General features: G+C 37.3%; 22 protein-coding genes and 2 other annotated features. Of the genes, 18 read left to right on the top strand and 4 right to left on the bottom strand.

Features of this window, described 5'->3' with window-relative positions; translation table 11 throughout:
* The first annotated feature begins 14 nt into the window (after window positions 1-14).
* Window positions 15-275: a binding site (T-box leader), on the top strand.
* Window positions 276-334: 59 nt separating this feature from the next.
* Window positions 335-1,969: a methionine--tRNA ligase gene (gene metG, locus JIN86_RS14890; protein ID WP_202342278.1), complete on the top strand. Its 1,635-nt coding sequence runs from the start codon at window positions 335-337 to the stop codon at window positions 1,967-1,969.
* Window positions 1,970-2,019: 50 nt separating this feature from the next.
* Here the strand turns inward: metG and JIN86_RS14885 are convergent, their stop codons facing one another.
* Together JIN86_RS14885 and JIN86_RS14880 are read right to left on the bottom strand one after the other, a co-directional pair.
* On the bottom strand, window positions 2,020-3,591 hold the full coding sequence (locus JIN86_RS14885) for a 2-isopropylmalate synthase (protein WP_004231834.1): 1,572 nt from the start codon (window positions 3,589-3,591) through the stop codon (window positions 2,020-2,022).
* Window positions 3,592-3,683: 92 nt separating this feature from the next.
* Window positions 3,684-3,922 (bottom strand) — a binding site (T-box leader).
* Between the two features lie 261 nt (window positions 3,923-4,183).
* Window positions 4,184-5,878, bottom strand: a complete 1,695-nt coding sequence (locus tag JIN86_RS14880) for a methyl-accepting chemotaxis protein (RefSeq protein WP_202342277.1) — start codon at window positions 5,876-5,878, stop codon at window positions 4,184-4,186.
* A 311-nt stretch (window positions 5,879-6,189) separates the two neighbouring features.
* Between JIN86_RS14880 and JIN86_RS14875 the strand changes: the two genes are divergently transcribed.
* The 4 genes from JIN86_RS14875 to JIN86_RS14860 all read left to right on the top strand — a co-directional run bounded on the left by JIN86_RS14875 (window position 6,190) and on the right by JIN86_RS14860 (window position 10,339).
* Entirely contained in the window at window positions 6,190-6,684 is a 495-nt protein-coding gene (locus JIN86_RS14875) for a DUF1648 domain-containing protein (protein ID WP_202342276.1), read from the top strand.
* A gap of 225 nt (window positions 6,685-6,909) precedes the next feature.
* The gene (locus JIN86_RS14870; RefSeq protein WP_009370628.1) at window positions 6,910-7,500 is read left to right on the top strand and encodes an RNA polymerase sigma factor; all 591 of its coding nucleotides are present in this window, start codon (window positions 6,910-6,912) and stop codon (window positions 7,498-7,500) included.
* Entirely contained in the window at window positions 7,472-8,590 is a 1,119-nt protein-coding gene (locus tag JIN86_RS14865) for a DUF4179 domain-containing protein (RefSeq protein WP_004231843.1), read from the top strand. The genes JIN86_RS14870 and JIN86_RS14865 overlap by 29 nt, the downstream gene beginning before the upstream one ends.
* Window positions 8,591-9,358: 768 nt before the next feature.
* The gene (locus JIN86_RS14860) at window positions 9,359-10,339 is read left to right on the top strand and encodes a GNAT family N-acetyltransferase (protein WP_004231844.1); all 981 of its coding nucleotides are present in this window, start codon (window positions 9,359-9,361) and stop codon (window positions 10,337-10,339) included.
* Window positions 10,340-10,387: 48 nt separating this feature from the next.
* Here JIN86_RS14860 and JIN86_RS14855 read toward each other — a convergent pair whose 3' ends face one another.
* On the bottom strand, window positions 10,388-10,825 hold the full coding sequence (locus tag JIN86_RS14855) for an Rrf2 family transcriptional regulator (RefSeq protein ID WP_004231845.1): 438 nt from the start codon (window positions 10,823-10,825) through the stop codon (window positions 10,388-10,390).
* A 190-nt stretch (window positions 10,826-11,015) separates the two neighbouring features.
* On the opposite strand from JIN86_RS14855, the gene hmpA reads away from it, so the two are divergent.
* The 11 genes from hmpA (at window position 11,016) to JIN86_RS14800 (ending at window position 18,725) form a co-directional block, all read left to right on the top strand.
* Window positions 11,016-12,182 carry an NO-inducible flavohemoprotein gene (gene hmpA / locus JIN86_RS14850; RefSeq protein WP_004231846.1) on the top strand — a complete coding sequence of 389 codons (1,167 nt, stop codon included), beginning with the start codon at window positions 11,016-11,018 and terminating at the stop codon, window positions 12,180-12,182.
* Window positions 12,183-12,403: 221 nt separating this feature from the next.
* Window positions 12,404-12,664 carry a metal-sensitive transcriptional regulator gene (locus tag JIN86_RS14845; protein ID WP_048394130.1) on the top strand — a complete coding sequence of 87 codons (261 nt, stop codon included), beginning with the start codon at window positions 12,404-12,406 and terminating at the stop codon, window positions 12,662-12,664.
* Window positions 12,665-12,706: 42 nt separating this feature from the next.
* Window positions 12,707-13,048, top strand: coding sequence for a rhodanese-like domain-containing protein (locus tag JIN86_RS14840; protein ID WP_004231851.1), 342 nt, complete (start codon window positions 12,707-12,709; stop codon window positions 13,046-13,048).
* A gap of 12 nt (window positions 13,049-13,060) precedes the next feature.
* The gene (locus tag JIN86_RS14835; RefSeq protein ID WP_004231854.1) at window positions 13,061-13,360 is read left to right on the top strand and encodes a rhodanese-like domain-containing protein; all 300 of its coding nucleotides are present in this window, start codon (window positions 13,061-13,063) and stop codon (window positions 13,358-13,360) included.
* A 64-nt stretch (window positions 13,361-13,424) separates the two neighbouring features.
* A complete protein-coding gene (locus JIN86_RS14830) occupies window positions 13,425-13,973 on the top strand; it encodes a sulfurtransferase TusA family protein (RefSeq protein ID WP_004231855.1) in 549 nt (182 codons plus the stop codon).
* Between the two features lie 17 nt (window positions 13,974-13,990).
* Complete coding sequence (locus tag JIN86_RS14825; protein ID WP_004231858.1) at window positions 13,991-14,386, top strand: DsrE/DsrF/DrsH-like family protein; 396 nt, start codon at window positions 13,991-13,993, stop codon at window positions 14,384-14,386.
* Window positions 14,387-14,465: 79 nt separating this feature from the next.
* Window positions 14,466-15,593, top strand: a complete 1,128-nt coding sequence (locus tag JIN86_RS14820) for an MBL fold metallo-hydrolase (protein ID WP_009370630.1) — start codon at window positions 14,466-14,468, stop codon at window positions 15,591-15,593.
* Between the two features lie 144 nt (window positions 15,594-15,737).
* Window positions 15,738-15,965 carry a sulfurtransferase TusA family protein gene (locus tag JIN86_RS14815; protein WP_370568703.1) on the top strand — a complete coding sequence of 76 codons (228 nt, stop codon included), beginning with the start codon at window positions 15,738-15,740 and terminating at the stop codon, window positions 15,963-15,965.
* A gap of 80 nt (window positions 15,966-16,045) precedes the next feature.
* Complete coding sequence (locus tag JIN86_RS14810; RefSeq protein ID WP_202342275.1) at window positions 16,046-16,822, top strand: sulfite exporter TauE/SafE family protein; 777 nt, start codon at window positions 16,046-16,048, stop codon at window positions 16,820-16,822.
* 13 nt (window positions 16,823-16,835) lie between these two features.
* A complete protein-coding gene (locus JIN86_RS14805) occupies window positions 16,836-17,540 on the top strand; it encodes a DsbA family oxidoreductase (RefSeq protein WP_202342274.1) in 705 nt (234 codons plus the stop codon).
* Between the two features lie 234 nt (window positions 17,541-17,774).
* Entirely contained in the window at window positions 17,775-18,725 is a 951-nt protein-coding gene (locus JIN86_RS14800; RefSeq protein ID WP_202342273.1) for a c-type cytochrome, read from the top strand.
* Window positions 18,726-18,763: 38 nt separating this feature from the next.
* Here the strand turns inward: JIN86_RS14800 and JIN86_RS14795 are convergent, their stop codons facing one another.
* Complete coding sequence (locus JIN86_RS14795) at window positions 18,764-20,458, bottom strand: FAD-dependent oxidoreductase (RefSeq protein WP_202342272.1); 1,695 nt, start codon at window positions 20,456-20,458, stop codon at window positions 18,764-18,766.
* Window positions 20,459-20,708: 250 nt separating this feature from the next.
* On the opposite strand from JIN86_RS14795, the gene JIN86_RS14790 reads away from it, so the two are divergent.
* Window positions 20,709-22,697 (top strand): ABC1 kinase family protein, encoded by a 1,989-nt coding sequence (locus JIN86_RS14790; RefSeq protein ID WP_009370636.1) that lies wholly within the window; start codon window positions 20,709-20,711, stop codon window positions 22,695-22,697.
* 322 nt (window positions 22,698-23,019) lie between these two features.
* Window positions 23,020-24,174 carry a C40 family peptidase gene (locus tag JIN86_RS14785; RefSeq protein ID WP_202342271.1) on the top strand — a complete coding sequence of 385 codons (1,155 nt, stop codon included), beginning with the start codon at window positions 23,020-23,022 and terminating at the stop codon, window positions 24,172-24,174.
* Window positions 24,175-24,270 lie beyond the last annotated feature (96 nt).

Genomic DNA, 24,270 nt, shown 5'->3' with positions numbered 1-24,270 from the left:
TGCCAAATCCTATAGAAAAAGCATTGAGAAGGAAAAGTAAATTGGATTAGCATTTTGTAGAGAGCCTCTGTTGGTGGAAATGAGGTAAATGACCCCTTTTGAAAATGACCTTTGAGCTTCGTACCGAAAGCTTTTTAGCCAGTAGATTACGACGAGATGGGCACTCGTTACAACAGCAGCAGTATCTCTTTTTTGAGTGAAGACGTACTGAGAGAGGCAAATGGTGTGAGCTATTTGTAAATATAGGTGGTAACACGGGTATACTCGTCCTAATCAGATTTGATTAGGGCGATTTTTTTTTTTACTATTTTTTCTGTGAGGGGAGCAATTTAGAATGACGATTGTTATTGGAGGCGCTTGGCCGTATGCAAATGGCTCTTTGCATTTAGGGCATGTTGCCGCATTATTACCAGGTGATATTTTGGCTAGATATTACCGACAAAAAGGCGAGCAGGTTTTATATGTATCAGGCAGTGATTGTAATGGTACACCCATTTCTATACGTGCCGCACAAGAGAATACAACGACAGAGGCTATAGCTAATCACTATCATGATGAGTTTACTAGATGCTTTCATGATTTAGGATTTACCTATGATTTGTACACAAGAACGGATGCGGAGCACCACCATGAATCCGTTAAGGCCCTTTTCTTACAGCTACTGGCCAACAATTTTTTATACAAAAAGAAAATTGAACAGGCTTACTGTGAGACGGATAAACAATTCCTACCAGATCGATTTGTCGAGGGACTTTGTCCAAATTGTGGAGCGAAAGCAAGGGGAGATCAATGTGATAACTGCTCAGAAATTTTAGACCCACTGGATTTAATTGATAAGCGCTGCAAAATTTGTGGGAACGAACCTGTTATTCGGGAAACTGAGCACTTTTATTTTACCTTTAGTCAATTTCAAGGAAGGTTGGAGTCTTATTTAGCACAAGCGAAAGTCGAGAAACGTTGGCGTGACAATGCTTTAGGGTTAACGGAGCGATACTTGGCAGAGGGAGTTCCCGACCGAGCAGTAACAAGAGATTTACCAAATGGCATAGATGTCCCAGTGCCAGGTTTTGAAGGGAAAAAAATATATGTATGGATAGAAGCTGTAGCAGGGTACTTAACAGCAAGCTTGAAATGGGCAAAAGAGCATCAAATAGCCATTGAAGATTTATGGAATGAAGAGACCATTTCATACTATGTACATGGGAAGGATAATATTCCATTCCATACAGTTATATGGCCAGCCATTTTAATGGGAATTGGATCTAAGGCATTACCTACCCATATCGTATCCAATGAGTATTTAACATTAGAAAAGCGCAAATTATCTACTAGTCAGAATTGGGCTGTATGGGTTCCTTATATTTTAAGTCGATATGATGCGGACTCTATTCGTTACTTCTTAACGATTAATGCGCCAGAAAATCGTGATACTGATTTTTCATGGCGGGAATTTATTTACAGCCATAATGGTGAATTACTCGGAGCCTATGGTAATTTTGTAAACCGTACTTTGAAGTTTATTGAGAAATCATTTGCTTGTCAGGTGCCACAAGCGGAGGTGGACAGCGACATTCGAAAACAAACTGTACAATTGTTTAATGAAGCGGGCGTTCTTATTGAAGGTGGTCATTTCAAACAGGCATTAGAGTCCATTTTTGAGTATATTCGCAGAGCTAATCGTTATTTTGATGAACAACAGCCATGGCTACAGGTAAAAGAAAACGTAGAGGCAGGTAATCGTACATTAGCAACTTGCGTCTATATCATTGCGAATTTAGGACAACTGCTGCATCCTTTCTTACCGTTTTCAGCAAAGAAAGTAAGAAATATGTTAGGTATAAATGAAATGATGTGGCATGAGCAAGTAGATCTGCCTAAAGTCATTCAAGAGGTGACACCATTATTTGAACGTCTGGATATCGAACGAATCGATGAGGAATATCAAAAACTAGTTAGGGATAGTCACTAGGATTGAAAAAGCAGTATGGCGCAAGAGCCATACTGCTTTGCTAGTTTCATTTAATTCATAACAGGTGTTAATTTTGTCACTACAATGCTATTGATCGCATTAATATAGGCTAATGCACTTGCCTTAAGAATATCTGTATCTGCTGCTTTTGCAATATACTTTTCGCCTTCATGCTCAATCGTAATTTTTACTTTACCTAAAGCCTCTTTGCCTCGTGAAACACTATTGATATTATATTCCACTAGTTTTACATCCATATTTGTAATTTCTGCAATGGCTGAATAGAGGGCATCAATTGGGCCAGAGCCTACTGCACTAGCTTTAAATACTTCACCGCCTTTACGAACCTTAACACTTGCAGAAGGGAAGCTTGTATTGCTGACGACTTGTAGATCATCAAAATCAAAGAATTGCTCACTATAATGTGTAGCATTTTTATTATTGGCATCATGTTTTTCATAATAGCTTTCAACAATAACATACAAGTCGTGATCATATACTTCTTTCTTTGCATCGGCTAGCTTTAAGAATCCTTCAAAAATGCCCTCAAACTCCTCTGTGGAAAGATTAGTAAACCCTAATTTTTCAAGAGCATTTTTCACTGCATGGCGACCAGAGCGAGCTGTTAGTACTAGCTCCATATCATCAAGACCTACATCCTCAGGATGGACGATTTCATAAGCATCACGCGATTTTAACAAACCATCTTGGTGAATACCAGAAGAATGGGCAAATGCATTATCTCCTGTAATGGCTTTATTAACCTGTACATCTAAGCCCATAAAGCTAGAAACAAGACGTGAAGTATTCATAATTTCTTTTGTATTAATACGTGTTTCGGCATTGTAGACGGAGCCACGAGTTTTAAGTGCCATGACAACTTCTTCTAATGCAGCATTACCTGCACGTTCACCGATACCATTGATTGTACATTCTACCTTATCTGCACCATTTTTAATTGCAGCTAGCGTATTAGCCGTTGCCATTCCAAGATCGTTATGACAATGAACACTTAAAAGAACGCTATCATCTAAGTTTTTCATACGGTCGTTTAACTTAAAAATCATTTCGCCAAATTCCTCTGGCTCTGCAAAGCCTACCGTATCAGGAACGTTAATCATCGTTGCGCCAGCTCTCATAACAGCTTCAATTGTTTTCCAAAGATATTCAAAGTCTGAACGAGAGGCATCCTCTGTGGAATACTGAACTTGTGGCAATAATGTTTTAGCGTATTTCACAGCATCCACGCCAATTTGTAAAATTTGATCTTTTGACTTGCTGAATTTTTTCTCTACATGAATATCAGATGTGCCAAGTACCATGTGAATCATCGGGTTTTGAGCATATTTCACAGCGTTATAGACAGCATCAATGTCAGCCTTTACAGCACGTGCTAATGCTGTAATCATAATGTCGTTTGTATTGCCAACCTTTTCAGCTACAGCTTTGACGGCATCAAAATCACCTTGAGAGGAAGCGGGGAATCCAGCCTCTATAATATCGACACCCAATTTTTTCAGCTGCTGTGCGATCTCTACTTTTTCGTAAAGATTTAGCTTTGCTCCAGGCACCTGTTCGCCATCACGTAAAGTTGTATCAAACACCCAAATTTTTCTTCCCATTTTCAAACACTCCTTTTTAGTGATTAGTATCTAAAATCTACACTTAGGCCAATAAGTCATTAAAAAATAAAAAAACCCGTCTCTATGTAAAAAATAGAGACGAGTTTATGCTCGCGGTACCACTCTAATTGACCTTCCCTATATAGAAAAAGTCCCCTTATCGACAGCTATCACTGTCTATCCTGTTAACGGGGGAAACCGACATCCCTTACTGAAAAGTTCAGGGAGTAGCTCATGGACGAGTTCAAAATGTGTGCCTACCGATTTACACCAACCATCGGCTCTCTACAAGTACACAACCACTTTTACTATTTCCAATCTTGGCCTGCAATGTGTTGTTGAAAGCAATATTACTTGGATATTAACTTCCTGTCAATAATATTCTAAAAATTTATTTAATTCTGTCTTAAGTATTAACAACCTTATTAAATATTTGATATTTAGTGAAATGTTGATGGAGGCACTAAAAAATATATATTTCCCGTGAGTAAATGGTTAGGGGAGTTAACATATGATATGTTGGAAAATCATGATATTTTTTGTATGAAGAAACTGCTCGTTTTCTATAAACCTAAAGAAAACGAGCAGTCTTTTATTCTAGCTTAAAACGAGAGACTTGCGTATGAAGTTCTTCTGCCATATTTGAAAGTGTTGCTGCTGAAGCTGCTACTTCTTCGATAGTAGCTAATTGTTCCTCGGAAGCAGATGCAACATTTTGTAAATTAGATGAGGACATTTGGGCAATAGTTGCAATTTCATCAAAGGAAGCATAAATTTGCTCTGCACTAGAGGACATCTCCTCTGAAACAGTCGTTGCTTCTTGGATTTGCATGGATACTTGCTCAATCAGCTCAACAATCTTAGAGAAACCTTCTTCTGCTACCTTTACTACTTGGATACCAATTTGAACCTCTTGAGTTCCAGTATCCATCACCGTTACAGCACGGTTTGTATCCTGCTGTATTTCAGAAATCAAGGTAGCGATTTGCTCAGCGGATTTTTTTGATTGCTCTGCTAACTTTTTCACTTCATCTGCAACGACTGCAAAGCCGCGTCCATGATCGCCTGCACGGGCTGCTTCAATTGCAGCATTAAGTGCTAATAAATTTGTTTGTTCTGCAATATCAGTAATAATACCAATGATATTGCCAATTTCAATGGAATGCCCGTCTAGGTTTTTAACAACACTTGCTGACTCTAAAACAGCCGTGTTGATTGTTGTCATCTGAGAGATAACACGATGTAAAGAATCATTTCCTTTCTTAGCCTCTGAATTTGTCTCGATTGCCAGTTCAGAAACAGCAGCAGTAGTAGAAGCTAATTGTTGTATACCCTTTGTCATGTTTTTCATTGCTTCTGAGCTTTCAGTTGCGTTTTTCCCTTGAGCCTCTGAGCCACTAGCAACCTCTTGAATAGAAGAAGTGATTTGTTCTGTAGCCTGTATAGTTTGCTCTGCACTAGCTGTTAACTCAGCAGCAGAGCCACTTACTTGTACAGTATTTTGGCGTACATTTGTAATTAAATCCTTTAAATTTGTAGCCATTTGATTAAACGCAAGCGCTAAATCACCCACTTCATCACGATTTTTTATACGAATTTGTTCAGCTGTTAAGTCACCCTCAGCTATTTTTTTCGCAGCCTTAGCCATACCGTTAATTGGACGAGACATTAGACTACCAACCACCATAGCAATTATCAGACTTATGACAACAGCAAAGACTCCAAGAAGCATCATTTGGAGCTTGATGTCTTGAATTTGATTGGATGTAGCAGCCATTTTACCTTCTACATATTCATTTTGATAATTAGAAAGGTTTTCAACACGTTCATCGAATTGTTTAATAATTAAGCGTCCTTGAGTACTATCCAATTTTTCGTACTTCTCTGTTTCTCCAGCAGCTTTTAACTCAAACATACGATCTGCAAATTGTTGAACATTTTGCTCACTTTTATTAATAGCTTCAAGCATCTTAATTGATTTCTCTGAATCTAAAGTAGCCATTAATTCTTCTGATTTTTGTTTGAATTCCTCGCGTGAGGCTTGATTACTTTGAAAGTTTTGTTTGTCTCCAAGTAGTAAGTAGCCTCGCATGCTGACAATTTCCTGTTTTGCAATCACCCGTAATTCCTGAATACTTATAGATTTAGTAGTTTGTTCCTCCAGTAATGTATGATAGGTCTTATTTACAGAATCAAGCTGTTTTATATTTAAGCCGATTGTTGTAACGAGTACCAAAATAACTATAAAAAAACCGAGTAATAATTTCTTGTAGATAGTAAATCGCATAGTTGAAATATCCTTTCTCAGTAATTAGTAGAAATGTTACAAAATAATGAAATATGTATATATATCATTTATATCAGATTATATGAATTTTACAAAGTATTATGAGTATTTCTACAGTAATTAGTAGTTTGAAAATGGGTATTAATTATATATGAAGTAATAAAAAAAGTAGATTTTATCGCTATTATGTTACTAATAATAGGGATAATTAATGGTGCATGTTGAATATTAAGTCAATTTTCATAAATTTTGAAACTTTAATAGTAGTCATAACGTAGAAGTAGTAAAGGAAAAAAACAGGGGTGGAGAAAATGTATAGGCCAATTTTAAAGTTACCTAAAACAAGATCAGAAAAGATATGGGACTATATTGGTGGTAGTATATTTATTTTATCCATCTTTTATATTATATTGGCATGGGGTAAGTTGCCTGATGAAATACCTGGTCATTTTAATGGATTAGGTGAGGTGGATCGTTGGGGCGCAAAAATAGAATTATTCATTCTTCCGTTCATCGGTTTATTTTTATGGATTGTTATGGGGCTGCTAGAAAAAGCACCTCATATGCATAATTATCCGTCACGTTTGGATGAAAGTAATGTAGAATCATTTTATTTGAATAGCAGAAAAATACTAAATCAAGTAAAAAATATCTGTCTCATCTTATTTGCCTTTATATCGATTCAGATGGTTCGTATTGGTCTTGGTGAGGTAAATTCATTAGGCTGGTGGTTCCTGCCCATTATATTGACAGGAGTATTTATCCCGATTATTAAAGGATTTATAACAAGCTACAAAATAAAATAGTGAGACTCAAACGCTTAGGATACCCTTAAGCGTTTTATTTTTGTGAAAAAATTTTTATAGTGTGTCACAAATGGCTGTTGATTTCAGTTATATAGTCGAGGAAGGGAAGATTTAAAAGATTTCTCCAAGTAACTCGGTGACATTCAATAATTTTTTAAGATTTTTTATCTAGTGTCACAAACTTCTATTAATGTCAGTTATATAGATTGGAAAGGGGGGACAACATTGACTACACGAGATCCATCAAAAGAGCGATCTGATATAGATATTCAATCCATTGTGGAGCAAGTTCAATCAGGTGACACGCATGCCTATGCAGAAATCATTCGTTGTTTTCAAAAGCAAATTTATATTTATTGTTACTATATGCTAGGAACCAAAGAGGAGGCGGAGGATGCTTCACAAGATATTTTTATTAAAGGATTAGAGAATATTCATAAATTTTCCTATACAGTTTCCTTATCGGCGTGGCTTTTTAAAATCGCTCACCACCATTGTATCGATGTCATAAAAGCAAAAAATAGGGGCTATAAGTTTTGGCTAAATGTGAAGCAAGAACAGGTGAAGCAGACGCAAGCACAGATACCTGAATATGATGAAATGGTGCATAGGCTACTGGAAAACTTACATGTAGATGAAAAAAGGATTTTATTACTTCGTTCTATTGAAGAGTATAGCTTTGATGAAATTGCTGTCATTATGGATATGAAAGCAGCTACAGTAAGAAAAAAGTATGAACGATTACGCAAAAAATTGATGAAGGAAAATATGTTAGGAGGGGATATTTATGGACACTCGTTCAAAATTGGAGGATAAGGAGTTAGCTCAGATAGAAAGGTTTATTCGGGAAACACCTGTGGAAGTGGATTTGGTAAGTCGGACAATGGACAAATATGAAAGCAGCCGTGATACAAAGCCGTCTGAAAAATTTATAACTCGTAAGAACTTACGTCAAAGAGTCATGATGATTACCGTCTCCGCAGTAATGATTTTTAGTCTGATTATTGTTACAGGTTTAATTTCACCAACGATGGCTGCTACGATGAAAGAAGTGCCTTTATTATCATCTGTTTTTAAATTTACAAGGGATCTTGGTCTACAGGCCGCAGATGAAAAGGGACTCTCAACAAAATTGAATATAAGCGTTACGCATGAAGGCTTTACATTAAATGTAACAGAAGTAGTGTATGACGGTACACGTGTTGCAATTGGAATTGAACGCCGTCATAAAGAAGGTGAAAATTCAAAAGAAAGTTTATCAGAGGAAATTAGTAATATTGAATTTTTACTAAATGGTGAACCACTGAATAATTTTAGTGGTGTTTTTGGACAACTAAGTAAGGATAATAATTCCGCAATATTTGAATTTGCAGATTTGAAAAATCAAGGTGGAAGCCCTTTCCCAAAGCAATTTAATTTGACATTATCTGCTACAATAACTGGGATTTCTGAACCTTTTAAAATGGATATTCCAGTGAGTGATATTGGTAACAATGTAAACCTACAACCTAATATAAGTAGAAAATATAAAAATAATCACTTTACTATTGAACAAATTATGCTAACTCCTATTACAACTAGTATTACGACAAGAATAGCCTTGCTTGATAAATCAACTTCTGTAGATTTTCGGGAAGGAATAAGTATCGAAGTTTATGATGAACAAGGGCATGAACTAAAACTAATTAATGGCAATGGTAGACGTGAGACAAATAAAGGAAATAGCGATATCATAATGGATTTACGGTTACATCCATTTGAAACCTTACCAAAAGCAATTACAATCAAACCGTATATTCATCTTTATGACGATGAGGGATCATACCAACTGGATGAAAACGGAGACCCGAAGATTCAATACATTCCAGAGCTAGAAATAACAATACCAATTAACTCAAAAGAATAAAAAAGTAAAGAAAGTGAGGCAAAGCTCACTTTCTTTACTTTTTAGTACTTCAAACTATCCTCTTATATAAAAATAATAAGTACCAAGTAGTGCTTGTACTACAGCGTTCCCTACATTGACAACTCTCTCCTTTCGAAATTGACCAATGATGACCATTCAATGCGATTCTAGAGCCAAAATATGTGTTAACGTGCCGTTCTCGAGTGTTGTTATATTCATAAGCAGGCACAAAAGTAACAGTAACTTTAAATTCATCTGTTGAGTTAATTGATTCTTCTTAAGCTGATGCGGGAATCACGTATGTAATTGCATTTGTTTCTAATTCAGAAGCACTAGCATTGATACTGAATCCATCACCGACAATAGTTGTAACTAAGGCTACAGAAGCTAACTTACCAAAATACTTCTTTAGTTTTCTTCTTAATTTTGAATTAAATTCCAATAAATAATAACGTTACAAAAATACCGTGTTGTGAATTTAATGGTAAATATTATATATTTTACAATAAGTGTTTTATAATGAAATGTTGCAAAGTGACTAATGCATAAAATACAGTTGATCTTTTATAGAAAGAAATAATGAAAGCATTAATAAAGTAAACTTTTTTGTAACTCGTTTTGTTGTAGTTTTTGTTGCCTTTATTTAAAGTAGTTTGTAAGGCTACAAAGATTATTACGTCTTATGGGTATTCCAATCGATGAAAAAGTTTTTCGTTAGCTTTACAATAAAGAAAATGTATTGTTAACAGAAATAAAGGAGAATAGAAGATGACGGTAACTTTAGTGAGACACGATATCAAATATGCTGAGGCTATGCATGCGTTGTCTTCTATGCCACAGGTTCGAGACGCCCTTGGTTTACCTGCTGGCAAGGTAGAAGACACGATTCATTTTATTAAGCGAGAACGTATAGATGAAGAAGAAGGTAAGACCGTCCCTCGTGTGATTTTAGATGAGGAGGGGCAAGTCATTGGTGTTACATCTCTGATGTTTATAGATCATCATAAAAAGAGCTGTCATATCGGCTCTTGGCTTGGCTATCAATTTTGGGGGAAGGGCTATAATCTTGAAGCAAAAACGGCTATTTTAGATATTGCGTTTTTTGAGTTGGGATTATCACGTGTTTTTGCAGGAGCCCGAAAGGTTAATATCCGTTCACAAAAAGCACAAGAAAAGCTACCTTTTGTTCGATTAGGGGTGGAAAAAGATTATCCTGAGGAGCATTCATGGTTAGAAGTGAAGGAAAAGCAACCATGTGTGTTAAATGTTTTTGAACGAGAAGATTATGTCCGTTATCGAACATCCCTAGAAAAGGTAGAAGGAAACCGAGAAGCCTTTTTACCTCAGCTTTTATTAGCTGATGAGAGTGAAGTGGCAGTTCGGAAATATTTAGATAAGGGTACATTATATAAAATTAATTGTGGAGAACTGCTAGTGGGAGTGGCATTAGTCATTCCTCAATCTGACACTACAATTGAATTGAAGAATATTGCTATTGAAACCAAGTATCAAGGGAAGGGAATAGGCAAAGAGATATTACGACAACTTATTGAAAAATGCCGTAATGAAGGCTATCAGGTAGTGTTAGTTGGAACGGCGAACTCAAGTATTGATAATATCGCTTTTTATCAAAAAGCAGGCTTTCGCATGGAGGCTATTGAAAAGGATTTCTTCAGTCATTACCCAGAACCAATTTATGAAAATGGTATTCGTGCATTGGATATGATTTTCTTTACAAAACAATTATAAGCAACTTTATAAAAAAATACCCGTTCAACAAATGTTGAGCGGGTATTTTTATTTACCGAGCAGTAGCGCCATTAATTTTTCCTTAGAATGAAGGAAATCGTCCAAGGTGTATTGATCTAACACGTTCAAATAGGCTTGCAAAGCTTCATACAGTACACCCTTTAGTTGACATTCTGGAGCTATTTTACATAGGTTATTCTCTTTATCGAAACATTCTACAAGATGAAAATCCTCTTCTGTATGACGAACAATTTCACCGATGGTAATGGTTTTTGGATCGATAGCAAGGCGAATACCACCGCCGCGTCCACGAATTGTTTCAATGTAACCTAATAAACCAAGCTGGTGTGTCACCTTCATTAAATGGTTTTTCGATATATTATAAGCATCTGAGATCTCTTGAATAGTCGATAATTGACCATCTTCCTTTGCGCCTAAATAAATAAGCGTGCGCAGAGAGTAGTCCGTGTATAAAGTTAAGCGCATCCGAACACCCTACTTTCTATAATTCATAATAATTATAGCATTTTTACATTGAAGTATAATATCTTCAACCTATTTTTAAAGATGTATTTAGAATACATCAAATATGTCTATTTTGTTAAAGATGTATTTTATATATTGCTTTAAGAGAATGAAAGCGTTATATTGTAATCACGAAAGGATGGTAAGCGATATGTTAAAACAAGAAACAATTCAAATTATTAAAGCGACAGTACCTGTATTAGAAGTTCATGGTGTTGAAATCACAAAGACGTTTTACAAAAATATGTTTCAAGCTCATCCAGAATTACTAAATATTTTTAATCACACGAACCAAGAACAAGGCCGTCAGCAAACAGCATTAGCAAATACTGTTTACGCTGCAGCAGTTCATATTGAAAACTTAGAAGCAATTTTACCAGCCGTAATGCTTATTGCACATAAACACCGTAGTTTAGGAATTTTACCTGAACATTACCCAATTGTGGGTGAAAACTTATTAAAAGCGATTAAAGAAGTACTTGGTGATGCAGCAACTGATGACATTATTGGTGCATGGGCCGAGGCTTATGGCGTTATCGCAGATATTTTCATTCAAGTAGAAGAAGAGTTATACCAAAAAACTGAGAACAATGGTGGATGGCGTCTATTTAAACCTTTAAAAGTGGCAAAAAAAGTTGTAGAAAGTGACTTAGTAACTTCTATTTATTTTGTAAATGAAGATGGATCACCACTACCAACTTATGAACCAGGTCAATACATCTCTATTCGAGTAAAAGTGCCAGGAGAAGAGTATTTAATGAACCGTCAATATACACTATCACAAGCGAGTGCAGAAGATGGCTATCGTATTTCGGTGAAACGTGAAAGTGACCATACGCCAAATGGTAAAGTATCAAATTATATTCATGATCACTTACAAGTTGGTGATTTAGTAGATGTAAGTGCTCCAGCTGGATTATTTGTATTAGAAGAAACGGCTACACCAATTACATTTGTAAGTGGCGGTATTGGTGTAACACCTTTAAACAGTATGCTGCAATCTTTAAATGATAATGCAGAGAATGAAGTGAACTTTATCCAATGTGCTCGTAATGAGAAGGTTGTAGCGTTCAGCGATGATATTCAAGGAAAAGTAAACGTATTACCGAATGCATCCTATACAGCTTTATATTCTGATGAAGACAAGCTTATTACCAAAGAATTGCTGGCTGAAAAAGTAACTGATAATGCAGATGTATATGTATGTGGCCCTGTAGGTTTTATGGAAGCGGTTATTAAAAATTTACATGAAATTGGCGTGAAAGATGAAAAAATTCACTATGAATTCTTTGGACCAGCCATGCAATTAGCTAAATAAAAAATAAACTCCCTGCTATGAGTAATAACTCGTAGCAGGGTTTTTTTGTAGGAAGCAGATAGATGAGTTTTAAGCAATATAGACAATATAGAGAACATTGTGCCTTGCAATTGCAGCATTTTAAAAAAGATTGAAGCTTTATATTGACAATATACCTATAGGGGTATAATATAAATCTCGTAAGGAATTTCAATCTATCGTTTGAAAGGGGGCATAACAGAATGGCGTATGGCTCAAACACGGCAAATCGTGTGAAACGTATGGAAGGTCAAATGCGCGGTATTTTACGCATGATGGAAGAAGGTCAAAGTTGTAAAGATGTGATTACACAGCTATCTGCCGTGCGTTCTGCTGTTGACCGGACGATCGGTGTCATTGTAAGTGAAAATTTATTAGATTGTGTATCGACTGCTGAAGGCAATGCTGAAAAAATGAATGCTGCTATCCAAGAGGCGATGGATTTGGTCGTGAAAAGTCGATAACTTAATATACCCATAATTGTATAAAAAAGGAGGACTGATCATATGGAAATATGGATTATTATTGTGCTTGTGGCAGCCTTTTTCGTTTGGAGAATGAAGCCTGCGAAGGGCGTTCAATCAATTTCTACAGCCCAATTAAAAGATATGCTGAATGATAAGGATAAGATATTTATCGATGTACGCACGCCTGCTGAGTATAAAGGTCGGCATATCTCGCAATTTAAAAATGTTCCGCTTGGATCGAACTTTGAAAACCTACCGAAGGATAAAGAGATCGTAGTTATATGTCAGAGTGGCATGCGAAGTAGTCAGGCTTGTAAGCAACTGAAAAAGCAAGGCTTTGATCGTGTTTCTAATGTTCGTGGTGGAATGAGTGCATACTAGGAGGAGAAAAAAGTGAAAGAAATTACAGCCAAAGAAGTTCAGCAAATTATGGAGCAAGGTGGGAAGCTGAATCTTATTGATGTGCGAGAGGTAGATGAAGTAGAGGCTGGTCGCATTCCAGGTGTTATTCATATCCCGCTAGGTTTATTAGAGTTTCGACTACCTGAATTAAATAAGGGAGAGTCGTATATTATGGTTTGTCGATCAGGTGGACGTAGTGCTCGGGCTACTCAAATATTAGAAAGTAATGGCTTTAATGTAACTAACATGATTGGTGGTATGTTAGCTTGGGAGGGGAAAGTACAGTTATAGATTAAATCTATATTTTTTTTGAATAAAAAAATACCCTTATAGGTATATGGAGGTTATGGAAAGTATGAAGTCGGATTTTCAGCTAGATGCCAAGGGCCTTTCTTGCCCGATGCCGATTGTGAAAACAAAAAAAGCAATGGCTGATTTAGTAGATGGTCAAGTTTTAGAAGTAGCTGCGACAGATAAAGGGTCAAAAGCTGATATTGCGGCATGGGCTGAAACTGTAGGTCATCAGTATATTGGTACTATAGAAGATGATGGTGTACTGAAACATTATATTCGTAAATGTACAAACGACCAAATAGAAGAAATGACGTTTGATCAAACAATTGATTTAGAACAAATCACAAGTCGTAAAGGATTAATTCTAGATGTACGTGAGGAAGCGGAATTCGCTTTTGGGCATATTACGGGAGCAAAATCGATACCAATGGGCGAACTGGAGACGCGACTTTCTGAGCTTGATAAAGAGCAGGAGATATATGTTATTTGTCGTACTGGAAAACGCAGTGACATGGCTGCGCAAAAGCTGGCTTCACGTGGTTTTACGAAAGTATTTAACGTCTTACCAGGAATGACATCGTGGTCAGGCGATTTAACAAAAAATATTTAAATTGGAGGAATTTTATTATGTCGAACAAAGTAGCAATCATTGCAAGTAACGGTGGTTTATTTGATGCGTATAAGGTATTTAATATCGCAACAGCTGCGGCAGCTTCTGAGAAAGAGGTAGCTATCTTCTTTACATTTGAAGGTTTGAATCTAATTCATAAGCAAGGTATGCATGTATTACCAATGCCTGCTGGAGCAGAACACTATGCTGAAGGGTTTACAAAAGCAAATGTGCCAGCTATTCCTCAACTAGTGGAAATGGCACAAGAATTAGGTGTGAAATTTATTGCTTGCCAGATGACGATGGATGTTATGGGTTTAACTACTGAAGATTTCATCGAGGGTATCGAAGTGGGAGGAGCCGTAACGTTCCTAGAATTCGCGAAAGACGCAGCACCGTCACTTACATTCTAGTGACCTACCTATAAAAGCGGAGAGGGTACCCCTCTCCGCTATAAAAAACGTGAAAATAATACCAATGGGGGTAATGGAGATGTCAATTCAAAAATGGAGCGCGTCACAAGTAGCTAAAAAGGTTATTGACAATGAAGAGTTGTTTATTTTAGATGTTCGTAATGCGGATGCATTCGAAGATTGGAAAATTGATGGCCATCGTTTTGAGTACTTAAATATACCGTATTTTGAACTGTTAGATGGTATTGATAATATTTTACCGAATATCCCAACTGATAAAGAAGTTTTAGTCGTTTGTGCAAAAGAAGGGTCGTCTTTAATGGTCGCTGAAATGTTAGCTGAGGCAGGTATTGAGGTTGCCTATTTAGCAGGAGGTATGAAATCCTGGAGCGAATATTTAGAGCCGATTAAAGTAGGCGATTTAACAGGTGGTGGTGAGCTTTATCAGTTTGTTCGCTTAGGAAAGGGGTGTCTGTCTTATATGGTCCTTTCTGAAGGTGAAGCAGCTATTATTGATGCTGTACGTTTTACAGATGTGTTTATAAACTTTGCAGAACATAAAAATGTTCAAATTAAACATGTTTTTGATACGCACTTACATGCTGATCACATTTCAGGTGGGCGCCATATCGCAGAGATGACAGGTGCAACCTATTATTTGCCACCTAAGGACGCTGAGGAAGTTGTCTTCCGCTATACACCATTAGTTGATGGAACGACTGTTCAAATCGGTGCATCAAAAATAGATGTAGGAGCTATTTATTCTCCTGGTCATACAATAGGTTCTACTTCATTTGTTGTTGACAGCAAATATTTATTAACAGGAGATATTTTATTTATCGACTCAATCGGACGTCCTGATTTAGCTGGCCTTGCTGATGACTGGGTTGGAGATTTACGAGACACGCTTTACAAGCGTTATCGAGAATTGTCTGATGAACTTATTGTCTTACCAGCACATTTTATGATTATTGATGAGCTGAATGAAGATGGAACGGTTGCAAGACGACTAGGGGATTTATTTGTACAAAACCATGGATTAAATATTCAAGATGAAGCAGAATTTAGACGTGTGGTAACAGATGAATTACCTCCACAACCCAATGCTTATCAGGAAATTCGTCAGGTGAATATGGGGAAAATAACACCTGAGTTAGATGAGCAAACAGAAATGGAAATTGGACCAAATCGCTGTGCAGTACGGTAAAACATGCTAAAGTGCAATGAGTATGCATGTATGCTTATTATATGTAAAGTTCGTGAATTGAAGGCGCTCATCCTTCATGAAGATATAAAACAAGAAGAACCGGCAAAATCGCTTACAACCTTTGCCGAGTCGAAGGAGAATATGATGAAATCAAGTTTAAAACTAGATGCAAAAGGCCTTTCTTGTCCAATGCCTATTGTGAAGACAAAAAAAGCAATAGATACCCTAAAGTCTGGGGAAGTTTTAGAAGTTCAGGTGACAGATAAAGGAGCTTTAGCGGATATTCCTGCTTGGGCAAAAGCTGGAGGTCATATCATTTTAGATCAAGCTGAAGAGGCTGGCATCATTACATTTTTCATTCAGAAAGCATAGGGCTGATTGAGGGTTGTCTATTACAGTAGAACAACCCTCCTTTCACTTTGTTGAATACAGCCAGAAAGAAGGAAAAATAAATGGATATTGCATGGATCTTAACCATTTTACTTATTGGTTTTCTCGGTTCATTTGTATCAGGGATGTTAGGTATTGGCGGTGCCATCATTAATTTCCCAATGCTATTATATATACCGCCATTACTAGGATTTGCGGCCTTTTCAGCACATGAGGTGTCAGGGATTAGTGCGATTCAGGTACTTTTTGCTGCTCTTTCTGGTGTTTGGGTCTATCGCAAAGGTGGGTATTTAAATAAATCACTCATTATCTATATGGGGAGCGCCATATTAATGGGAAGCTTTGTAGGTAGCTTCGGTTCGAAATTTTTATCAGAGTCAGGTATTAACATTGTCTATGGAATTCTTGCATTAATTGCTGCTGTGATGATGTTCATACCGAAAAAGCAAATTGATGATAAACCAATGCAGGCTGTTACATTTAATAAACCATTGGCGGTCCTATTAGCTTTCGTTGTTGGTATAGGTTCCGGGATTGTGGGGGCAGCTGGTGGATTTTTACTAGTACCTATCATGCTTGTGGTCTTAGGAATTCCTACTCGTATGACTATTGCGTCAAGCCTTGCTATTACGTTTATCTCCTCAATAGGAGGTACCATTGGTAAATTAATGACTGGACAAGTGGAATATTACCCGGCGCTCATCTTGATTGTATCAAGTCTAATAACTGCTCCTCTAGGTGCGAGAATAGGGGGCAAGTTAAATACAAAATTCCTACAAATTATTTTAGCGATTCTTATATTAGCAACAGCTATTAAAATTTGGGTGGATATATTATAAAGGGGGTATGGTAATGAAAATAGAAGTCTTCTCTGATTTTACATGTCCATTTTGTTATATTGGCAAGCGAGAACTTGAACGGGCAATTGACATTGCAGGCTATACAGGACGAGTAGAAATAGAATATAAAGCATTTCAAATAGGCCCAGACAATCCGAAAGTGAATGCACCATCTTTTTATGAGGCGCTGGCTAAAAAATATGATGTCACGCTAGAAGAAGTGAAAGATATGGTTGAAGGTATAGCTTTGAGAGCAACGGAAGTTGGTTTGCATTATGATTTTGCTAAGATGAAAACAGCGCATACAGAAAAGGCTCATCGTTTAGCGAAATGGACGCAGCAATTTGGCAAAGCGACAGCTTATACGGAAGCACTAATGGCTGGTTATTTTAAAGATGGTGAAGATTTAAATAAAGATGAATTTTTATTAAAAGTTATTGCGCAATTAGGTTTGGATAGAGCAGTAGCGGAGAGAATATTAGCTTCAACTGATTTTAGTGAAGAGTTAGACAAGGATCGCTATGAAGCACAGCAACTTGGCGTGCAAAGTGTACCGTTCTTTGTATTTGAAAACCGTTATGGTATTAAAGGGGCTGAGCCAAATGAAGTGTTTGTGCGGACTTTGCATCAAGCTGCGGAAATAGCTGGTATTCAGCCAGCAGTAACGATAAATGGTAATGGAGAATCAGCATGTGCTGATGGGCAGTGTAAACTATAAGACTAAAAGGTGTCGAGTGCGAATTTGTACTCGATGCTTTTTTGTTTCGAAGTATATGGATACTGCAAGAGGTATTAAGTCTTGTTTTCTGTGTTATAGTACAAAATTAAATGTATAAATTATCCATTTTTATCATCTTAATGGTTCTATTTTGTGGTAGTGTGAGAAAAATCACATCCAATAAATTGTTATGTTGCTAAAATATAAGTGAGAATACAAAGGGGGGTATTATTGATGAAACCTATAGTAGCAGGAGTAGCAGGAACAGTACTGTTAGCAGGCACCATTTTTGTTGGGACGTTTGTCAGTGACAAAATTACAGTTGATTCGAATGTAAGTGAGAAAGAAGCGACAGTGCAAACACAATTACCAACAACAGCAGCTGCTCAGTCAGTGGTCTATGCTCCGCCAAGTATTGAAGAAGTACCAGATGGTCCAATGAAAGAAGCAATATTAAATGGCTATGAACTTGTTAATAACACGCATGTTGCGGCAGATGAATATGTGGGCAACCAATTATCTTGCACAAGCTGTCATGCTGGTGCAGGCTATGACGAGCAAGCCTCATCATTAGTAGGTGTAATGGCAAATTATCCCCAGTATATTGGACGCTCAGGTGGTGTGGTTACAATAGAAGAGCGCATTAATGGCTGTATGGTTCGTAGTATGAATGGTAAAAAATTCGAAATGAATAGTGATGAACTAGAGGCTATGGTGGCGTATTTCGCTTATATTTCTGAAGGTGTTCCGATTGGCGCAAAACGTGAATGGGCGGGCACAAGTGATATGAAGAATGTGCCGATTCCAAATGTTGCAGATGGTGAGGAGCTTTATGCACAGTCCTGTATAGCCTGTCATGCAGCTGATGGCGCAGGAACTGGTGCTAATACTGGCCCAGCTTTATGGGGAGATAATTCATTTAATGATGGCGCAGGTATGGCACGTATGTCAAAAATGGCTGGCTATATTCAAAATAATATGCCGATAGGTGCAGCGGGAACATTAACAGATCAAGAAGCTGCAGATTTAGCTGCCTTTATTTTATCGCAAGATCGTCCAGAGTGGGCAAACCATGAAAAAGATTGGCCAAAAGGCGGGCGTCCAAATGACATTATGAATAAGGAAAAACGTGAACAAGTTAAAAATGGTACGATTGACTGGGAAAAAGTTTTGTCTACAAATTAACGAAGGAAAGGGATGCTGATAATTGGCATCCCTTTAACTTATTTAAAATTATAAGCAGTTACTATTTTATCTCTGTTCGTTGTGATATCTGTAAAATATTCGTATAAGCAAATCCCTAGGAATGACCCACTTACATTAAAGACGTTAGAAAAACCGCTATTTTGAAGGGCCATAACAGCATTATAGCTACGTTGACCAGATCGGCAATGCACATACACTGCTTGATCCTTCGGAATTTCATCCATTCTTTCCCGAAGTTCACTTAGAGGAATATTGTGTGCATTAATAAGATGACCACATTCAAATTCGTTTTTTTCACGAACGTCTAAGAAAAAGGCTTGATTTTCAATGAGTTCCCTCACTTCATCAACTTTTACCTGCTTAAAGTGTCCGTGTAATAGATTTTGAGCCACAAGGGCTGCCAAATTAACAATATCACGGGCAGTGCTAAACATTGGAGAATAGGATAGCTCCAGCTCTTTTAAATCTTCTAAAGTACCGCCCATTGTGATGAGGGTAGCTATTACATCAATTCGTTTATCTGCATTGCCTTTACCTATAGCTTGGGCTCCAAGGATTTTACCCGTTGGTGTTTCATAAACGAGCTTAAAGTGAAGCGGATTACTATTTGGCATTAAGCCCACTTTATCAGGAGCTATCAGATAAACACTTTTCGCCTGAAAGCCATTTGCTAGAGCTGTTTTTTCGTTCAACCCCGTTGAAGCACATGCGAGGTCAAAAATTTGTACACTTGAAGATCCAATAACCCCTTTATTGTGATGAGGGATGTTATACATATGATTAGCTGCAGCACGAGCTTGTCGCTGAGCGGGGCCGGCTAAAGCAAGTCGTGTCTTTTTATGGGTAAGTTGATGGAATACTTCAATCGCATCTCCCACAGCGTATATAGAAGGATCGGATGTCACGTAATTAGCATCAACTTGAATGCCTCCGAGTTCACCGATAGTTAGCCCGGCTTCTTTGGCTAAGTGGATTTCAGGACGAACGCCAATCGCTAATACGACTGCTTGTGCATTCAATTGTTTGCCAGAATTTAATATCACATAACTTGGAGAAACCTTTGCAAGACCGTCATTGACAATGACTTGAACTCCCTTATCGACCATTTCCTTGTGCAATATTTGTGCCATATTATAATCAAAAGGGGCCATAATTTGTTGGCCGAATTCAACTAAAGAGACATTATAGCCTGCTAGCTTCAAATTTTCTGCTACCTCTACACCAATGAAGCCCCCACCAATCACAGCAATATCCTGTACATGATCCGTTTGTAGGTATTGATTTAAACGGTTAATATCAACCACGTTTCTAATGGTAAAGACGTGCTTAGAATGGATGCCCTCTAAGTCAGGGACGATAGGACTTGCTCCTGGTGACAGAACTAACGTATCGTAACTTTCCTCATAATTTCTATTCGTTTTTAAATCCTTAATGGTGATGGTTTTTTGCTCTCTGTTAATACTTACAACTTCTTGCTGAACACGAGCCTCTATATTGTATTTTGTTTGAAAGCCTTGAGGCGTCATTAAAATTAATTTGTTGCTATCTTCAACAACCCCGCTTAAATGGAAAGGTAGAGAACAATTAGAGAATGAAACATTTGGCCCCTTTTCAAATATAATAATTTCTGCCTTTTCATCGAGACGACGAATACGTGCCGCTGTGGATGCACCACCTGCAACGCCACCTACTACTAAAATTTTTTTTCTCAATTGATAAACACTCCTTTTCTTAGTAAATACTTATTAGGGTATTTGAAAGCTTTTAAATGAAGGTTTTGTTTCTAAAAATAGGTGAATTATATATTTTAAATACTACAAATAAATAATATACCCTTATAGGTATTTTATCAAGGTAGAGAACTAATATATTTTTTGTGGTGTTCCTCGTTCAAGAAAGTTGATGCACAAATTTGCTATACTAACGGTAGTAGGAAATGGAAATGCTCAGGGGGTGACACTGTTGATCTTTTTGAAATTTTTAACTCAAATCCTCATAGTATCGGGTTTGATTTATATTGTGAGTGGACGATTAATTGGCTCGAATATTAATTTTGTGCGAAGAGTGCTGTCAGTCGTTATTAGTGTGACATTAACCTCTTTTGTTTACTGGTATTCTTATCTGCGCCATACAGATTTTTTATCCGAAACGATGATGCAAACAGTAACTGAGGTAAGCACACTGATTTGGATCGGTAGTATGCTACTCATTTCGATGTTGCTTTATTTGGTATTTGAGCTTTTTGACCCTAGTGGCATTACCAATGGAGATCGCCGTCACGGCCAAAAATCTTTACTATTGCGATTGCGTAGCTATTGGCGACAGCAGAAACGCCTCCGTCAGGTATTAAAAATTGCTGTTACAAATGGTGTCGTACAGACGATTAAATATGCGAGGCAACGAGAAAATGAAAAAGAGCTTGCAATTGCTTTGCGTGCAACGTTAGAACAATGTGGTGGGATTTTCATCAAATTTGGCCAGGTGCTTTCCACACGAAAAGAGCTTTTTTCACCTATTTTTATTGATGAATTAGAAAGGCTTCAACACCGAGTAAGGCCTTTATCAGAGGAGCAGGTGAAACAAATTTTAGAGAGGTCTCTTCCGCAATCAATGGACGAAATATTTAGCCAATTTCAAATGGAGCCCATTGCAGCAGCCTCTATTGGCCAGGTGCATAAAGCAAGGCTTAAAAATTATGAAGAGGTGGTAGTCAAGCTATTGCGTCCAGAAGTAAAAGGAATTATGCGTGATGACCTTGAAATTTTAGAGGAATTTGCTAATTGGCTATCCACAAAATCAACCTGGGCAGAATCATTGGGCTTTAGAGAGTTGGCTGGGGGATTTGCAGATGGACTACGTGAGGAGATTCATTTAGATATTGAAGTACGTAATACGCTACAGGTGAAGAATGCACTGGCGAAAAGCGATTACAAGGTTCGAATTCCTAAAATATTTACGCCTTACAGTAATGAAAATGTTATTGTGATGGAGTATATTCGTGGACAAAGTGTGGCAGATGGGACATCTGAATTTAATCGTTTGTCTATTGATCGTAGGCAGTTTGCAAGAACCGTCCTCTATTCATTTTTTGAGCAGATGCTATTCTCTGGTATTTTTCATGCAGACCCACATCCAGGAAATATCCATATAGATGAATCAGATGGCACACCAGTCTTGCTTGACTTTGGCGCAGTAGGACGTCTAGGTGCAACACAGCAAGAAGGCTTAAAGTTATTTTTGATGGGCATTCAACTAAATGATTCAAGCGTTTTATATGATGGCTTAACATTATTAGTGGAAAATGCTGATCATGCAGAACGTGCGAGAATGGAACAGGCAATCGACCAAATATTACTGAAAATCTCCTATGTTGACCGTATACCTACTGAAGAATTAATTCACGCGCTATTTACAGTGGTAAGAGATTTTGGACTTGCATTTTATCCAGCGGTGGGATTGGCTCTCCGTTCCTTAGTAACGTTAGATGGCACATTACGGGTAATAGATCCACGTTTTGATATCTTTACAGAGGCAAAGGATTTTTCTGCTACATATATGCGTGCCTCTTTCCTTAAGCCTTTTAAAGAACCGATGGCAACTAAGGAGCGGCTGCAAGAAGAATTATCTATGCTTATACCGACTTTGCGTAAAATGCCTAGAAGAGTCGATCAGCTCATTCAGCGGGTTGAAAGCGGAAAAATCATTTTACATCATGATGTCTTTTCGGATGAGCATAATGCACGTTTTATTACACATTTGTTTTCTCAATTTGTTTTGCTGCTGGTGGGTATAACTTTTGGTATTATATCTGTCGCTCTTTTAGCAATATCACAATTTATCCATGATTCTTATGCGGTCTATTTGAACACAGCGGCATATTTAGGTCTATTTTTATGTGCCATTTTGTTAGTGAGATTATCTATACAAGCATTAAGGTCGATGAAGCAGTAGGTAGGGGATTTTTTCCCTACCTTTTTTCTTTGATACCCTCAAATATTACAAAAACATTACAAAAGATCTACTGGGTCTAATGTCGAATTAGCTAATAGTTTCCCTGTGTAGAAGAAAAATGTGTTTTGTAGAATAATGTAGTTTATAGGCGAATGTTACAGAAATATTTCGAGTTTTACTAATGTATTAAATAGACATGAAATAGTATAAAAGTTATGTAGAAAATGCTAAACTTTAAAAGGCTAAAATAAATATAAGAACATTTAATTAAAATAGAAATCGTTCAAGTGATTACATAGAATATCGAGAGCGAAATTGATAGATGAAGGGAAATGAAGGTAACGTGGCTAAACGTAACAAATGGCGTAAGTCGATGGTGCTAGCATTAGCACTAGCTGGCGGCTTATTATTTAATACAATTCAACCAACAGAAGTACATGCCGAAGAAACATCTCAACAAATGATTGAGAAAAAGGCAGAAATAGATGCACAAATTAAAAAATTACAAGAAGAATTAACGAAACTACAACAAGAGATCGACGCAAAAGTAAAGATATTTAAACAAGTACAAGCTGATATTAAAGAAGTGGATGCTAGTATTGTTGAAACACAAAAACGCATCGAGCAACGTTCAAAAATTTTAAGTGAACGTATGGCTGCATATCAAGCGCAAGACAACACTGTAGGTGTTTATTTAAACGTAGTGCTTGAGGCAAAAAGCTTTGCAGATTTAATGGATCGTGTCGTAGCGGTAAAAACATTAATGGATGCTGACCAAGAATTAGTGGATCAACAGGAAGCAGATAAAGCAAGCTTAGAGCAACAAAAAGCTACATTAGATGAAAAACAAAAGGAACTTCAAAAACAATTCCAAGAGCTTCAGCAAAAAGAAAGCGAAATGGAAGTGAAGAAAGCTGAGAACGAAGCGAAATCACTTGCATTAAAAGCTGAAATTGCAACGAAACAAGAAGAAGAACGTTTAGAAGCAGAGCGTAAAGCAGCTGAAGAAGAGGCAGCTCGTTTACGTGCACTTCAAGCAGCTACACCAGTTATACAAGCAACTCAAAATAATGGTGGAGGCGAACCACAAAAGATTATTGTTGGGTCAGGAGCTGGCACTGTTTCTTCAGGAGATGCCATTTCAACAGCTAAACAATTCCTAGGACGTCCTTATGTTTGGGGTGGTAGCAACCCATCAACAGGTTTTGACTGTTCAGGTCTTGTACAATGGTCATATAAGCAAGCGGGTGTTTCTTTACCTCGTACAGCATCACAACAGTATTTAGCAACACAACGCATTTCAGCAGGTGAAGCACGCATTGGGGACTTAGTGTTCTTCAGCTATGGTTCAGGGGTAGCACACGTAGGTATTTATTTAGGTAATAACACAATGATCGATGCTCAAAACAATGGTGTCGTAATTGAGTCACTTGATTGGTGGAATCAATACTTAGTAGGCTTTGGACGTATTCAATAGGCTTCACTATTATATAGACGGTTGATATAAGAAAAAGGTCATCTTTGTAGAGAAAAATATACAAAGATTGACCTTTTTATTTTGCATTTCTTTCAA

It is taken from the genome of Lysinibacillus sp. HST-98 (genome assembly GCF_016757845.1).
GTDB lineage: Bacteria > Bacillota > Bacilli > Bacillales_A > Planococcaceae > Lysinibacillus > Lysinibacillus capsici.
Note: the sequence above shows the minus strand (reverse complement) of the source record. Positions and strands in the feature narration are given on the sequence as shown.